The sequence below is a fragment of the Thermocrispum agreste DSM 44070 genome, assembly GCF_000427905.1.
Classification (GTDB): domain Bacteria; phylum Actinomycetota; class Actinomycetes; order Mycobacteriales; family Pseudonocardiaceae; genus Thermocrispum; species Thermocrispum agreste.
Map to the genome: position 1 here is coordinate 393,793 of NZ_ATYX01000006.1, position 14,257 is coordinate 408,049.

The window sequence follows — 14,257 nt, forward strand, 5'->3', positions numbered from 1 at the left end:
CGTTCTGCCAAGACCGGTCATTGCGTGTTGGTCGCCCGTCATGACGTCTGGCAGGACCGAAAGGTGACCACTGCGGTGAACGTGACCGACACTTTCCAGGCGGAGCGCTCTCGACTGCTGTCGCTGGCGCACCGGATACTCGGCTCGCTCGAAGACGCCGAGGACGCGGTACAGAACGCCTGGCTGCGCGCACACGCCGTGCAGGAGGAGATCGAGAACCCCGCGGGCTGGCTCACCACGGTGACCGCGCGCATCTGTCTCGACCAGCTCCGGGCGGCCCAGCGGCGCGGCGAACGGCCCCTGCTGACCGACGCGCTGGCCGACCCGCAGCTCGCCGTCGACGAGGAGTTCCTGCAGCGCGAACAGGTGTCGCGGGCGCTGATGGTGCTGCTCGACCAGCTCACCGCCACCCAGCGCGTGGCCTATGTCCTGCACGACCTGTTCGGTGTGCCGTTCCACGACATCGCGGACGTGCTGGACACGACGCCGGCGAACGCGAAGAAGCTGGCCAGCCGCGCTCGGCAGAGGCTTTCCGGGGCGCCGGTGGCCGACGCGGCGCGGGCATCGGACTGGCGTGTCGTGGAGGCGTTCCTCGCGGCCGCGCGGGACGGCGACATCGACCGGCTCGTCCGGGTGCTGGCACCGGACGTGGTCCGCACCGCCGCTGCCGAGCTGCTGCCGAAGGGCGGGGCCGTGACGATCCGCGGGCATCATGCGGTGGCCGGCGAGGCGCGGCTGTTCGCCGACCGGGTCGCCGCCACCATCCCGATGCTGGTCGACGGCATCCCGGCCGCGGTGCTCGCCCCGGGCGGCCGTCCGCTGGCCAGGATCACGTTCGCCATCGCCGACGGACTCATCACCGCGTTGGAGATCGCTCCGCTCGCCCCGGCCGACGACGTGCGCGTGCCGGCGCTGTGACCGGGCCGGCCGCGGCGGCCGGATGCCGTCACGGACCGGGCTGCCGGCTGGTACGCACCGCCGATCGTGTCCACCGAATGGATGCTCGGCCATCCGGCGGGGGCTGCGAATCCGGGCGGGGGATGCCAACATGGCAGGGAAGTGCGCAGATCGGACATACCGGTGGCGACCCGGTCAACCGGGTGAGAATCGGCGCGATGGTGGTGCCGCGGGCGCCACGGCACCCCGCGGCCCGGACGCCGCTGCCACGGGCACGCCGTCCGAAGCGGACTCCACCGCCGCGCGCGCCGGACGGTCCGGGCGCAGCGACGCCGACGTGATCACGGAGGTGATCGGATGAGCCTGCCCGCGCCTGCCGAGGACGTCGACGTCGTCGTCACCGGAGCTTCCAGCGGAATCGGCGCCGAGCTGGCGCGCGTGCTCGCCCGGCGCGGGCACAACCTGGTGCTGGTCGCGCGCCGGGAAGACCGGATGCGGAAACTCGCGGACCAGCTGCGTACCACGCACGACGTCGCCGCGGAGGTGATCGGTTGCGACCTTGCCGCGCGGGCGGACCGGGTCGCGCTGGTCGACCGCATCCGGTCCAGGTCGCGCGTGATCGGCGGGGTGTGCAACTGCGCAGGGTTCGGCACGTCGGGGTCGTTCGCCCGACTCCCGCTGGCCCGGGAGCGGGAGGAAGTCGAAGTCAACGTCGTGGCCCTGCTCGAACTGACCCACGCGTTCCTGCCCGGCATGGTGGCGGCCGGGCGCGGCGCGGTGCTCAACGTGGCTTCCCTCGCCGGGTTCCAGCCGATGCCCGGCATGGCCACCTACTCGGCGACGAAGGCCTTCGTGCTCACCTTCTCCGAGGCCGTCCACCAGGAGCTGCGGGGCAGCGGGGTGTCGTGCACGACGCTCTGCCCCGGTCCGGTGGACACCGAGTGGGCAACGATCGCCGGGGTGGAGACGGCGGTGCTTCCGGCCGCCAAGGTCGGTGTGGAGCGGGTGGCCGAGGAAGCGGTCGCGGCCATGGAGCAGGGCAAGCGGGTCGTCGTGCCGGGCATGGTGCCGAAGACACTGGCCAACGCGAGCCGGGTGGCACCGCACTCGGTGCTGCTGCCGATGTTGTCGTTCGCTCGACGGATGCGGGGGTAGGAGATGCCGAGACGCGCGGTCGTGCTGGGTGGTACCGGGATGCTGGCCGGAGTCGCCAGCCGCCTGGTCGACGACGGATGGCTCGTCGTCCTGCCGAGCAGGCGGTACAGCCCGCTGCCGGACTACGCCGAGCCGGGCAGCGGCCGGGCGCTGTGGGTGCAGGCACGCTGGGAACGGCCGGAGCGACTGGCGCGCGACACGGCGAACGCGCTCGGCGGCAAGGCCGACCTGCTGGTCGCCTGGGTGCACAACGAGTACCGCAGGTCCGTGCTGTTCGCCGTGGAGCCGCTGTTGGCCCCGGGGGCCCCGGTGGTGGAGGTGTTCGACGCGCCGCCGGAGGACAAGTTCGCCGGCGACGTCATCGCCACGCTGCCCGATCACCCGATGCAACAGGTCGTGCTCGGCTACGTCCGGGACGGCGACCGGTTGCGCTGGCTGACCCATTCCGAGGTGGTCGACGGGGTGCTCATGGCAGTCGAACGGGCGATGAGCGGGGCGCCGACCACCGAGCACTACGTGGGACAGGCACGCGCCTGGTCGGCGCGGTGATCCCCGGTCACCGCAGGCAGGCCGCGGGCCGGCAGAGCCAGCGCGTCTGCACCGGCCGGTAGCCCCGGCGCGGCCAGAAGACCGAGGAGAGCGGGTTGGCCACGTCGTAGTAGAGGAACGTCCCGTGCTGCACCGAGGGCTCGAGCAGCCGGAGTGATCCCGCGACGAGCGCCGCCCCCACACCCTGCCCGCGCAGGTCCGGCAGCACGGCCACCTGGCCGAGGTAGCCCCACTGGCCGGGCGGCAGCCAGCGGCGCAGCGTGGGGCTGTGCGCCGGATCGGTGACGCCGCAGATGGCCACGCCCACCGCGATGCCGTCCAGCTCGGCCAGATAGACCCGCCCGCTGAAGTACACCGAGCGCTCGACGTGCTCGCGCATCAGCTGGTCGGCGTTGCTCCGCGGGGCGGCCCCCAGCACCAGCCCGGAGAACCGCGCCTCTTCGGCGGCCAGCTTCGCTGCCTCGTCGACGTCGCTCATGGTGGCCACCCGCACCCGCACGTCGGAATTGCCGGGCGGGGCAGGGATGCCGCGCGGCCGTGTCGCCAGCACCGTGGTCGGGACCATGCCGTGCCCGAGCAGTGCGGGCGAAACCGCGACGTCGTGGCTCGGCCAGGTGATCTGCACCGCGCTGTCGTCGGTTCGCTCCGCGGCGGGGACCTCGCGATCCAGCCAGCCACGGAGGGCGCGGAGCAGCGCGTCCATGCCTTGCCCGCCGGTGTCGCCGAGCGAGGGCACGAAGTCCCACACCACGCGTGGGTGCCACACACTGAGCAGGTCGTCGGCGCCGTGTAACTGGCGGTACACCTGGCCACGCACCACGCGCCCGTCGGGCAGGGTGGCGGTGATGTCCGCGCTGTGCTGCGGGATGCTCATCCGGCCAGCTCGCAGCAGAAGATGGCGGTGCCGGGGAACAGCACGCCTCGCTCGGGGCCCCACTGGCCCCACACGCGCTCGTGTCCCTCCGGCCACTCCGGCTCGATCAGGTCCTGCAGCACGAACCCGGCGCGGCGCAGCGCCCGCACGTAGTCGCCGAGGGTCCGGTGGTATTCCACGTAGGTGGCTTGGCCCCGGGCGTCGATCTCCACGTACGGCCTGCGGTCGAAGTAGGACTGGATGACCTTCAGGCCCTCCGGGCCGGGATCGTCCGGGAAGATCCAGCGCATCGGGTGCGTCACCGCGAACACCCAGCGGCCGCGCGGCCGCAGCACGCGCGCCACTTCGCCGAAGACGGCGTCCAGGTCGGGCGTGAACGGAATCGCGCCGAACGCCGAGCAGGCCACGTCGAAGACGGCCGTGCCGAACGGCAGGTGCGCCGCATCGGCCTGGATCAGCCCGGGCCGGAGCCCGGTGCGGGCGTTGGCCGCCCTGGCGTGGCGCAGCATGCCGCCGGACAGGTCGACCGCCACCGCGTCGGCACCCGCGGCGGTCAGCCACCTGGCGCACATCGCCGCGCCGCAACCGACCTCCAGCACGCGCCGCCCGGCCACGTCGCCGAGCAGCCGCTGTTCCTCCTCGCGCAGGCCCTCCGGGCACCAGACGAAGTCCGCGTCACCCAGGAACTCGCCGTGCTCGGCCAGGTAGTCGTCGGCGTCGGCGTCCCACCACGCCCGGCTGGCGGCCACCGCCTCCGCCTGGCCGACCGGGCGCCTCGTCACGCCCGCGGTCCCGAGCAGCTGCTCGGCGGTGAAGTGGCTCGAGGCGGCCTGATCCGGATCGCTCACGCCGTGATCGTATCGATGGCCCACCCTGTTTGTGCCCGCGCAGCAGGGCCAAGTACGATGGGCCAGGCGCAGTGGGTTCGCGCTGCCTTGCCACCCGGCATCGCCGGGTTCGGGTCCGCGTACCGAATTGCGGTGGTCCGCCAGCCGTCATGTCAATTGCGGGCGTAGTATCAACCGCGCTCGGCCGCTGCGCTGAACAACCTGTAAACCCGACAACGACTACTCAATCCAATAACCGGAGCAACCCACCTAATGGCCACCGACACGACCGCCGCCCCGACTGACCAAGAGCAGACCTCCCAGGTCGCCGTGAACGACATCGGGTCGGAGGAAGACTTTCTCGCCGCTGTCGACAAGACGATCAAGTACTTCAACGACGGCGACATCGTCGAAGGCACCATCGTCAAGGTCGATCGCGACGAGGTCCTTCTCGACATCGGGTACAAGACCGAGGGCGTCATCCCCTCCCGTGAACTGTCCATCAAGCACGATGTCGACCCGAGCGAAGTGGTCAAGGTCGGCGACCGGGTCGAGGCCCTCGTTCTCCAGAAGGAGGACAAGGAAGGCCGGCTGATCCTGTCGAAGAAGCGTGCTCAGTACGAGCGCGCCTGGGGCACCATCGAGCAGCTCAAGGAGCGCGACGAGGCCGTCTCCGGCACCGTCATCGAGGTCGTCAAAGGCGGCCTGATCCTGGACATCGGCCTGCGTGGCTTCCTGCCCGCGTCGCTGGTCGAGATGCGCCGCGTGCGGGACCTGCAGCCGTACGTGGGCCGCACACTGGAAGCCAAGATCATCGAGCTGGACAAGAACCGCAACAACGTGGTGCTGTCCCGCCGGGCCTACCTGGAGCAGACCCAGTCCGAGGTCCGCAGCGAGTTCCTCAACAACCTGGCCAAGGGGCAGGTCCGCAAGGGCGTGGTGTCCTCGATCGTCAATTTCGGTGCCTTTGTGGACCTGGGTGGCGTGGACGGCCTGGTGCACGTCTCCGAGCTGTCCTGGAAGCACATCGACCACCCGAGCGAGGTCGTCCAGGTCGGCGACGAGGTCACCGTCGAGGTGCTGGACGTCGACATGGAGCGCGAGCGGGTCTCGCTGTCGCTGAAGGCGACCCAGGAGGACCCGTGGCGCCAGTTCGCCCGCACCCACGCGATCGGGCAGATCGTCCCCGGCAAGGTCACCAAGCTGGTGCCGTTCGGTGCGTTCGTCCGTGTCGAGGACGGCATCGAGGGCCTGGTGCACATCTCCGAGCTGGCCGAGCGGCACGTGGACCTGCCGGACCAGGTGGTGCAGGTCGGCACCGAGGTGATGGTCAAGGTCATCGACATCGACCTGGAGCGGCGCCGGATCTCGCTGTCGCTGAAGCAGGCCAACGAGGGCTTCAGCCCGGACGCGGAGTTCGACCCGACGCAGTACGGCATGGTTGCCGAGTACGACGAGCACGGCAACTACATCTACCCGGAGGGCTTCGACCCCGAGACCCAGGAGTGGCAGGAGGGCTACGAGGAGCAGCGCGAGGCGTGGGAGCGTGCCTACGCCGAGGCGCACGCCCGCTACCAGGCGCACATGCGGCAGGTCGCCGAGGCGGCCAGGGCCAACGCGGAAGCCGCGGCCGCTGCGGGCGCCGGGGACGACGACGTCGAGTCCGGCAGCTACAGCAGCAGCTCGGACTCCGGCACCGGCACCCTGGCCTCGGACGAGCAGCTGGCGGCGCTGCGCGAGAAGCTGTCCGGCGGCGGCAACTGACGACGGCAAGACGAAACGGGCCGGCTCCTCGACGGATGCCGGCCCGTTTCGTTTGTCAGCCCCGTTGTCGTGGTTGCCTGATGACTGCTTGCCGTCGTCACGCGGCCTGGGCCACTACGCTCTCGCGGGAGCCGTCGCCAGCCGTCCGGTCCTGGCGCGGCGACGCAGGCCGGCCAGGCTGTGCTTGGCGGGGGTCAGCAGGGCGGCCAGCCAGCCGCGCCGGTACTCCGCGAGAGCATCGGCCACAGATCGAATCTCGACGCAGTGCACCAACCCCGGCGTGCCCAGCCGGTGTTTCCCGACGTAGTGCCTCCGCATGAGTCCTCCATCTGGGCGATCTCTCACGGCGGACACTACTGGCCGGTAGGCGCGACCACGGGGTGGACGCGCGGCGTGTCACCCACTTCAGTCCCAATAGTCACAGCATCTTGATCTGAATCCTGAAAGCAGCACGCTGTCGACCGGCGCACCGACCGCATGATTGGATGATCGCCATGCTGCGAGTGGGGTTGACCGGGGGCATCGGGGCCGGCAAGTCGACGGTCGCTGCCCGGCTGGCCGAGCACGGCGCGGTGATCATCGACGCGGACCGGCTGGCGCGCGAGGTGGTGGAACCGGGGACGCCCGGCCTGGCCGCGGTGGTGCGGGAGTTCGGTGACGAGGTGCTGGCCGAGGACGGCTCGCTGAACCGCCCCGCACTGGCCGCGGTCGCTTTCGCCGACCCGGACGCCCGCGCCCGCCTCAACGGCATCCTGCACCCGTTGATCGGGCAGCGCACCAAGGAGCTGATCGAGGCGGCTCCGCCGGACGCGATCATCGTGCACGACGTGCCGCTGCTGGTGGAGAACGGCATGGCGCCGATGTATCACCTGGTGGTCGTGGTGCACGCGGACGTGCCCACGCGCGTGGAACGCATCATGCGCAATCGCGGGATGACGGAGGAGGACGCGCGGGCGCGGATCGCAGCGCAGGCCACCGACGAGGAACGGCGCGAGGTGGCGGACGTCTGGCTGGACAACAGCGGCCAGGAGGACGAGGTGCTGGCCGTGGTGGACGAGCTGTGGGCCGAGCGCCTGGTCCCGTACGAGGCGAACGTCCGCCTGCGCCGGCCGGCGGCGGAGGCACCGCCGCCACGGCGAACCAGCCCGCACGAGCCGTTTCAGGCGCGCAGGCTGGCCGACCGGCTGCGGTTCGTGGCGGGTGAACGCGCCGAACGCGTGGACCCGGTGCCCGCTTCGTCGAGCGGGGATGCCGCGTCGGCGGTGATCGACATGCTGGTGACGGCTCGTACCCCCGAGGACGCCGAGGCGCTGGCCGGACCGCTGGCCGAAGCGGGTTTCCCGCCCGCCAACGACCACTTCGCCAGCGCCGATCCCGGGCGGCCCGCCAGAGTGTGGGTGAAACCGGCCGCGTGAGGGCCGGTCCACAACGGTGCGACGTCGGCGCGGGACGCCGGACGGTGAAATCGGCCGCGTGCGGGCCGGTGTTCGCCTGGCTCGCGCGGCCGACGCCGCGGAACGGTGAAACGGGCCGCGTGGGGGGGCAGGTCACTCCGGCTGCAGCAGTCCGCGCTGGAAGGCCACCGCGACCGCGGCCGCGCGGTCGTTGACGCCCAACTTGGAGTAGGCGTGCAGCAGATGGGTCTTGACCGTCGCCTCGCTGATGAACAGCTGGGCGGCCGCCTGTTTGTTGGTGGCGCCGCGAGCGACCAGCCGCAGCACCTCGAGCTCGCGCTGCGACAGCGGCTCGGCTTCCGGTCGGCGCATCTGACCGATCAGCTTGCTCGCGACGGCAGGCGAGAGGACCGTCTCGCCACGGGCGGCCGCCCGCACCGCGCGGTACAACTCGTCCCGTGGCGCGTCCTTGAGCAGGTACCCGGTGGCGCCCGCCTCGATGGCCGGGAGCACGTCGGAGTCGGTGTCGTAGGTGGTCAGCACCAGTACCCGGGCGGGGTTGCCCAGCCTGGCCAGCTCGGCGATCGCCCACACGCCGTCGGTGCCGGGCATGCGCAGGTCCATCAGCACCACGTCGGGCCGCAGGCGTTCCGCGACGGCCACCGCTTCCGCGCCGTTGGCCGCCTCGCCGACCACGTCGAACCCGGCGTCCGGGGTGAACATGCCGCGCAGTCCGTCCCGGACGATCGGGTGGTCGTCGGCGATCACCAACGAGATGGTCACTCGGCCTTCTCCTTCGTCTCCACGTCAGCGCCGCCCGGGGTGCGCAGCACGCGGGACGGAGCGGTCGTCTCCAGCGCCGGCAGGCTGGCCGAGATGGCCGTCCCTGCGCCGGGTTCGGACTCGATGCTGAGCGTTCCGGCCAGGCGTTGTACCCGGCGCCGCATCCCGGTCAGCCCGAACCCGCCGTCGCCGGCCTTGCCGCCGGCGTCGCCGGGGGAGAAGCCGACTCCGTCGTCGCGCACGTCGAGCGCGATCTGATCTTCCATGTAGGACAGCGTCACCCCGACCCGGGTCGCCCTGGCGTGCTTGGCGACGTTGGACAACGCCTCCTGGGTCAACCGCAGCACCGTCGCTTCGATCTCCGGGTGCATCGGCCGGGGCGTGCCGGTGGTGGTGAACTCGACGTGCGTGTCCCGCAGCCCGGACCAGCGGTGGGTGAGGTCCTGCAGCGCTTCCGGCAGCGGCGCCTTGTCCAGTGCATCCGGCGTCAGCGCCTGCACCGACCGGCGAGCCTCGGCCAGGTTCTCCCTGGCCAGCGTGGCGGCCGCGGCGATGTGCCGCCGCCACCGTGCCGGATCGTCCGCGGCCTGCTCGGCGGCCTGCAGCTGGGTGATGATCCCGGTGAAGCCCTGCGCCAGCGTGTCGTGGATTTCGCCGGCCAGCCGCTGGCGCTCGTCCAGCATGCCCGCCTCGCGGGCTTGCACCAGCAGCTGCGCGTGCAGGCCCGCGTTCTCCTCGAGCGCTCGCTCCAGCTTGGCGTTGGCTTCTTCCAGCTGGAGCAGGGCCTCCTTGCGTTTCCGGTTGTGCAGCTGCGTGACGTAGGCGATGTAGGTGAACGCGCCCGCCACGGTGGCGTTGACGGCGACCAGCATCAGCCACGTCGCCGCCGCACGCGGTGTGGCGGGCAGCTCGCCGCCGCTCTGGGTGATCGCCATCAGCATCGCGGTGGCGATCTGCCCGGCGAACCGCCACGGCCCGCGCAGGCATTCGAACGAGTGCACGAAGCCGACCCATGCGTAGATGCCGAACCAGGGCGCTTCCAGCACCAGCGTGGCGGTGACGGCCAGGAACCCGACGAAGTAGACCGCCATCAGGCCGGGCCGCTCCTCCCGCCACCGCGGGTGCGCGGTGAGGAACCACCAGGTCCACCCGGCCGCCAGCCCGGCGAGGGGCAGCACCAGCCACATCCGGATGGGGTAGCCGGACTGCACCACCGTGATGGTCACCGATGCGGCCAGCATGACGTAGGGCAGCGCCGCGAACAGCCGTGATTCACGACGCTCCCATGCGTCGAAGCCCGCTTCCCGGTCGACGGTGACGACCGGGAAGCGGCGCGAGTCGTCTCGCACGCTCGTTACTCCCAGGAGAACAGCCGGGCCGCAGCGATTCCTGTCACTGCGATCCAAGCGAGCATGACGACGATGTGCAACAACTGCGGTGTGCCGCCTGCGGCGGTGTCGGTCAGTGCCTGCACGCCGGCGCCCAGCGGGGTGTAGTCGCTGATCTGCCGCAGCGTGTCCGGCATCGCCGCACGTGGCAGCCACAGCCCGGCGAAGAACAAGATCGGGAAGAACAGCACTTGGCCCGCCGCCGCGGCCGCCTTCGCGGTGCGCACCACGGCGGCGATGAACAACCCGATCGAGAGCATCGAGACCAGGCTGAGCAGATAGACCAGCGCATAGCCGGGCAGCTGCCGCGGCAGGTCGACGTCGAAGGCCAGCTTGCCCAGCGCCAGCAGCACGGCGGTCACGCCGAGCGCGGTGACCACGAACACGATCAGGTTCGCCGTCAGCATCATGGCCGGCGAGACCGGCGTGGTCGACATGCGGCGCAGGATGCCGCGCTCGCGGTACCCGGCGAGCTGGTTCGGCAGCCCGGACAGCGCGAACATGGCGATGGCCATCGCGACCAGGATCGGTACGTACAGGTCGATGGTCCGCACGCCGGTCTCCGGGTTCGGCTCCCGGAACGGCGGGATCGCGCCGAGCACCAGCAGCAGCAGCGGCGGGAAGACGATGACGAAGAACACCGCCGCCGGGTCGCGCAGCAGCAGCTTCGCCTCGGTCTTGGTGAGTGTGGCCAATGCGGTCACGTCAGTTTCCTCCCTCGTCCGCGGTGTCCAGGCCGCGCCCGGTCAGCGCCAGGAACGCGTCGTCCAGCGTGGTCTGCTCGAGCCGGAGCTCGGAGGCCACGATGCGCTTGCGGGCCAGCAGCGAAGTGACCGCGTGCAGCACGTCGTTGTCGCCGGTGACCACCAGCTGGGTACCGGTCCTGGTGACCGTGCGCACCTCGGGCAGCGCCAGCAGCTCCTCGGTGTCGATCGGCTGCGACGGTCGGAACCGGATGCGCTGCTCGTCGTCGACCTTGGCGACCAGCCCCGCGGGCGAGTCCAGCGCCACCACCCGGCCCCGGTCGATGAGCGCGAGCCGGTCGCACAACCGTTCCGCTTCCTCCATGAAGTGGGTGACCAGCACGATGGTCACGCCGCGGTCGCGCACCTGCTCGATCAGGTCCCAGGTGTCCCGGCGGGCTTGCGGGTCCAGCCCGGTGGTCAGCTCGTCGAGCACCGCGATCTTCGGGTTGCCGACCAGCGCGAGCGCGATGGACAGCCGTTGTTTCTGGCCGCCGGACAGCTTCCGGAACGGCGTGTCGCGCTTGTCCGCGATGCCGAGCGAGGCGAGCAGCTGGTCCGGGTCGGCAGGGTCGGGGTAGAACGAGGCGAACAGCTCCAGCGCCTCGCCCACCCGCAGCTTGTCCGGCAGCTGGCTCTCCTGCAGCTGGGCGCCGATCAGCCGGGTGACTTCCCTGCGGTCGGTCCGCGGGTTCATCCCGTACACCGACACCGTCCCCCGGTCGGGCACCCGCAGGCCTTCGATGCATTCCACGGTCGTCGTCTTCCCGGCGCCGTTGGGGCCGAGGATGCCGAAGATCTCACCTTCCTCGACCGCGAACGACACGTCGTCCACGGCGATCTTGTCGCCGTAGCGTTTGTGCAGCCCCTGTACTTCGATGACCGGCATGGTGTGCTTTTCCCCTCGTCGTGACAGATCCAGCGTCCGTCACGACGAGGGGCTGGCGAATCCACAGCGCGGTCAAGCCTCGATCAACCGAACGGTTGATGCGGGGGTCAGCCGGTCATCGGCCGCGGGCAGCCAGGCATCGGAGATCTCAGCGGCGCCGCCAGGTCAGCGTGATGTGCCGGGTTGCCAGCCAGCGGCGCAGGTCGTAGCCGTGTGCGGCGAGCGCCGTCGCGGCCGCGGTCGCCGTCCGGACGGCCCAGGCGGCGTCCTGCTCGGAGATCAGTCCTTGCGTGGTGGCGGCCATCAGCTCCTCGGTGTCCATCAGGGTGACCGCTTTGCCGGTCCGCAGCACCAGGTCGAGATACAGGTCGCGGGTGGTCCACGTCCCGCCGTCGACGCCGATCTGCACCACGTCGAGGTAGAAGTCCTGGTCGCGCTCGTGGCCCGGGGTGAAGTGGAAGTCGCTGATGCGCAGGCCGAACTCGGGAAGCAGCCACGATTCCAGGTACGAGAAGTTCTTCCTGCCCGGCGTCGGCCGCGCCATGTAGAGCCCGAACGGCTCAACCCGGTACTCGTCGACCGCGCGCACGATGCCCTTGTTGTCGACGTTGATCTTGGCTGTGACGTCGAACCGTTCGACTTTCGGCGGGTGCACGCCTTCATCCTGCCCGAGGTGATCTGACGTTGTCGGTGCCGCCGCCTACCCTGGAACCGTGGCATTCGCAACCGAACGACCTGTTCTCGCGCATTCGGAGTACCGCCCGGTGTCGGAGATCCCGCGCAAGGGCGGTAGATTCCAGGTGGTCAGCGAGTACCAGCCGTCCGGCGACCAGCCGGAGGCGATCGACGAGCTGGAGCGCAGGCTCCGGCGCGGCGAGAAGGACGTCGTGCTGCTCGGTGCGACGGGAACCGGCAAGTCGGCCACCACGGCGTGGCTGATCGAGCGGATGCAGCGCCCGACGCTGGTGATGGCGCCGAACAAGACGCTGGCCGCCCAGCTGGCCAACGAGCTGCGCGAACTGTTCCCGTACAACGCGGTCGAGTACTTCGTCAGCTACTACGACTACTACCAGCCCGAGGCGTACGTCCCGCAGACGGACACCTACATCGAGAAGGACTCGTCGATCAACGACGACGTCGAGCGGTTGCGCCACTCGGCGACGATGAGTCTGCTGTCCCGGCGGGACGTCATCGTCGTCGCGTCGGTGTCGTGCATTTACGGCCTGGGCACGCCGCAGTCGTACCTGGACCGGTCGATGCTGCTGCGGGTCGGGGACGAGATCGACCGGGACGATCTGCTGCGCGCGCTGGTGGACGTGCAGTACACCCGCAACGACCTGGCGTTCGCCCGGGGCACGTTCCGCGTCCGGGGTGACACGCTCGAGGTCATCCCGGCCTACGAGGAGCTGGCCGTGCGGGTGGAGATGTTCGGCGACGAGATCGAGAAGCTGTACTACCTGCACCCGCTGACCGGGGAGATCGTCCGCGAAGTGGACGAGCTGCGGATCTTCCCGGCCACCCACTACGTCACCGGCGCCGACCGCATGGAGCGCGCGATCCGGGACATCGAGCGAGAGCTGGAGGAGCGGGTCGCCGAGCTGGAGTCGCAGAACAAGCTGCTGGAGGCGCAGCGGCTGCGCATGCGCACGCAGTACGACATCGAGATGATGCGGCAGGTCGGGTTCTGCTCCGGGATCGAGAACTACTCGCGGCACCTCGACGGGCGCCCGCCCGGGTCGCCGCCTGCGACGTTGCTGGACTACTTCCCGGAGGACTTCCTGCTGGTCATCGACGAGTCGCACGTGACGGTGCCGCAGATCGGCGGCATGTACGAGGGCGACGCGTCGCGGAAGCGGATGCTGGTCGAGCACGGCTTCCGGCTGCCGAGCGCGCTGGACAACCGCCCGCTGACCTGGGAGGAGTTCACCGAACGCATCGGACAGACGGTGTACCTGTCGGCCACCCCCGGGCCGTACGAGCTGGGCCAGACCGGCGGCGAGTACGTCGAACAGGTCATCCGGCCGACCGGCCTGGTCGACCCGGAGGTGATCGTCAAGCCCACCAAGGGGCAGATCGACGACCTGGTGCACGAGATCCGGGTCCGGGCCGAGCGGGACGAGCGCGTGCTGGTCACCACGCTGACCAAGAAGATGGCCGAGGACCTCACCGACTACCTGCTCGAGCTCGGCATCCGGGTGCGCTACCTGCACTCGGAGGTGGACACGCTGCGCCGGGTCGAGCTGCTGCGGCAGCTGCGCACCGGGGAGTTCGACGTGCTGGTCGGCATCAACCTGCTGCGAGAGGGCCTGGACCTGCCCGAGGTGTCGCTGGTGGCGATCCTGGACGCGGACAAGGAAGGGTTCCTGCGCAGCACCACGTCGCTGATTCAGACCATCGGACGCGCGGCCAGGAACGTGTCGGGACAGGTGCACATGTACGCCGACACGATCACCGAGTCGATGAAGCAGGCCATCGACGAGACGAACCGCAGGCGGGCCAAGCAGATCGCCTACAACGAGAAGCACGGCATCGACCCGCAGCCGCTGCGGAAGAAGATCGCGGACATCCTTGACCGGGTCTACTCCGAGGCGGAGGACACCGAGAAGGTCGAGGTCGGCGGGTCCGGCCGGAACGCGTCCCGCGGCAAGAAGCCGGAGCAGGGCGACCGGGTACGCACCGCGGGTGTGCTGGTCGACCGGGACGTGAAGTCGATGGCGCGGGACGAGCTGGCGGACCTGATCGCCCAGCTGACCGAGCAGATGATGCAGGCTGCGCGCGACCTGCAGTTCGAGCTCGCGGCCCGACTGCGGGACGAGATCGCCGACCTGAAGAAGGAACTGCGCGGCATGGACGCCGCCGGGGTGTAGCGCCCTCGGCGCCCAGTGGCCATCGGAGGCGCCGAGCGGCTGCGCAGCAGGCGCGCGTGGCGTTCTCCGCCGTCCCCTCCCGGTTTGGCGGACACCACCGGCGGGGTCCGGTGGCCGGCTGGTGACG

Annotated in this window: 13 protein-coding genes and 1 pseudogene; 6 read left to right on the forward strand and 8 right to left on the reverse strand. The window is 70.5% G+C overall.

The features are described from left to right. Nucleotides 1–63: 63 nt before the first annotated feature. The 3 genes from YWY_RS0104045 (at nucleotide 64) to YWY_RS20185 (ending at nucleotide 2,601) form a co-directional block, all read left to right on the forward strand. Nucleotides 64–918, forward strand: a complete 855-nt coding sequence (locus YWY_RS0104045) for a sigma-70 family RNA polymerase sigma factor (RefSeq protein WP_245566537.1) — start codon at nucleotides 64–66, stop codon at nucleotides 916–918. Nucleotides 919–1,254: 336 nt separating this feature from the next. Further along, nucleotides 1,255–2,052: an SDR family NAD(P)-dependent oxidoreductase gene (locus YWY_RS0104050; RefSeq protein ID WP_028846568.1), complete on the forward strand. Its 798-nt coding sequence runs from the start codon at nucleotides 1,255–1,257 to the stop codon at nucleotides 2,050–2,052. 3 nt (nucleotides 2,053–2,055) lie between these two features. Then, complete coding sequence (locus tag YWY_RS20185; protein WP_051309660.1) at nucleotides 2,056–2,601, forward strand: Rossmann-fold NAD(P)-binding domain-containing protein; 546 nt, start codon at nucleotides 2,056–2,058, stop codon at nucleotides 2,599–2,601. A gap of 7 nt (nucleotides 2,602–2,608) precedes the next feature. On the opposite strand, the gene YWY_RS20190 is transcribed toward YWY_RS20185, so the two are convergent. Continuing rightward, nucleotides 2,609–3,475 carry a GNAT family N-acetyltransferase gene (locus YWY_RS20190; protein ID WP_051309662.1) on the reverse strand — a complete coding sequence of 289 codons (867 nt, stop codon included), beginning with the start codon at nucleotides 3,473–3,475 and terminating at the stop codon, nucleotides 2,609–2,611. Beyond that, on the reverse strand, nucleotides 3,472–4,323 hold the full coding sequence (locus YWY_RS0104065) for a class I SAM-dependent methyltransferase (RefSeq protein ID WP_028846569.1): 852 nt from the start codon (nucleotides 4,321–4,323) through the stop codon (nucleotides 3,472–3,474). The genes YWY_RS20190 and YWY_RS0104065 overlap by 4 nt, the downstream gene beginning before the upstream one ends. Before the next feature lie 252 nt (nucleotides 4,324–4,575). Here YWY_RS0104065 and rpsA point away from each other — a divergent pair, with 252 nt between their 5' ends. After that, on the forward strand, nucleotides 4,576–6,066 hold the full coding sequence (rpsA, locus tag YWY_RS0104070) for a 30S ribosomal protein S1 (RefSeq protein WP_028846570.1): 1,491 nt from the start codon (nucleotides 4,576–4,578) through the stop codon (nucleotides 6,064–6,066). A gap of 114 nt (nucleotides 6,067–6,180) precedes the next feature. Here rpsA and YWY_RS23580 read toward each other — a convergent pair whose 3' ends face one another. Then, nucleotides 6,181–6,384, reverse strand: a complete 204-nt coding sequence (locus YWY_RS23580) for a hypothetical protein (RefSeq protein WP_084608891.1) — start codon at nucleotides 6,382–6,384, stop codon at nucleotides 6,181–6,183. Nucleotides 6,385–6,560: 176 nt separating this feature from the next. Between YWY_RS23580 and coaE the strand changes: the two are divergent. After that, nucleotides 6,561–7,469 (forward strand): annotated as a pseudogene (gene coaE / locus YWY_RS20195) (dephospho-CoA kinase); the annotation flags it as partial. Nucleotides 7,470–7,613: 144 nt separating this feature from the next. Here coaE and YWY_RS0104080 read toward each other — a convergent pair. From YWY_RS0104080 to YWY_RS0104100, 5 genes are all read right to left on the reverse strand, one after another. Beyond that, nucleotides 7,614–8,243 (reverse strand): response regulator, encoded by a 630-nt coding sequence (locus YWY_RS0104080; RefSeq protein WP_028846571.1) that lies wholly within the window; start codon nucleotides 8,241–8,243, stop codon nucleotides 7,614–7,616. Then, nucleotides 8,240–9,592 (reverse strand): sensor histidine kinase, encoded by a 1,353-nt coding sequence (locus YWY_RS20200; protein WP_051309666.1) that lies wholly within the window; start codon nucleotides 9,590–9,592, stop codon nucleotides 8,240–8,242. Before YWY_RS20200 ends, YWY_RS0104080 begins: the two co-directional genes overlap by 4 nt. Nucleotides 9,593–9,597: 5 nt before the next feature. Continuing rightward, nucleotides 9,598–10,335 carry an ABC transporter permease gene (locus YWY_RS0104090; RefSeq protein WP_028846572.1) on the reverse strand — a complete coding sequence of 246 codons (738 nt, stop codon included), beginning with the start codon at nucleotides 10,333–10,335 and terminating at the stop codon, nucleotides 9,598–9,600. A gap of 1 nt (nucleotide 10,336) precedes the next feature. Further along, nucleotides 10,337–11,263, reverse strand: coding sequence for an ABC transporter ATP-binding protein (locus tag YWY_RS0104095; protein ID WP_028846573.1), 927 nt, complete (start codon nucleotides 11,261–11,263; stop codon nucleotides 10,337–10,339). Between the two features lie 148 nt (nucleotides 11,264–11,411). After that, nucleotides 11,412–11,918, reverse strand: coding sequence for a ribonuclease FAU-1 family protein (locus tag YWY_RS0104100; RefSeq protein ID WP_028846574.1), 507 nt, complete (start codon nucleotides 11,916–11,918; stop codon nucleotides 11,412–11,414). Nucleotides 11,919–11,976: 58 nt separating this feature from the next. Here YWY_RS0104100 and uvrB point away from each other — a divergent pair, with 58 nt between their 5' ends. Beyond that, complete coding sequence (uvrB, locus tag YWY_RS0104105; RefSeq protein ID WP_028846575.1) at nucleotides 11,977–14,130, forward strand: excinuclease ABC subunit UvrB; 2,154 nt, start codon at nucleotides 11,977–11,979, stop codon at nucleotides 14,128–14,130. Nucleotides 14,131–14,257 lie beyond the last annotated feature (127 nt).

Excerpts from the sequence above, each read along its gene's own strand:
- YWY_RS0104050 (WP_028846568.1), top strand. The coding sequence starts at position 1,255 with ATGAGCCTGCCCGCGCCTGCCGAGGACGTCGACGTCGTCGTCACCGGA.
- YWY_RS20185 (WP_051309660.1), top strand. The coding sequence starts at position 2,056 with ATGCCGAGACGCGCGGTCGTGCTGGGTGGTACCGGGATGCTGGCCGGA.
- YWY_RS20190 (WP_051309662.1), bottom strand. The coding sequence starts at position 3,475 with ATGAGCATCCCGCAGCACAGCGCGGACATCACCGCCACCCTGCCCGAC.
- rpsA (WP_028846570.1), top strand. The coding sequence starts at position 4,576 with ATGGCCACCGACACGACCGCCGCCCCGACTGACCAAGAGCAGACCTCC.
- YWY_RS23580 (WP_084608891.1), bottom strand. The coding sequence starts at position 6,384 with ATGCGGAGGCACTACGTCGGGAAACACCGGCTGGGCACGCCGGGGTTG.
- YWY_RS0104095 (WP_028846573.1), bottom strand. The coding sequence starts at position 11,263 with ATGCCGGTCATCGAAGTACAGGGGCTGCACAAACGCTACGGCGACAAG.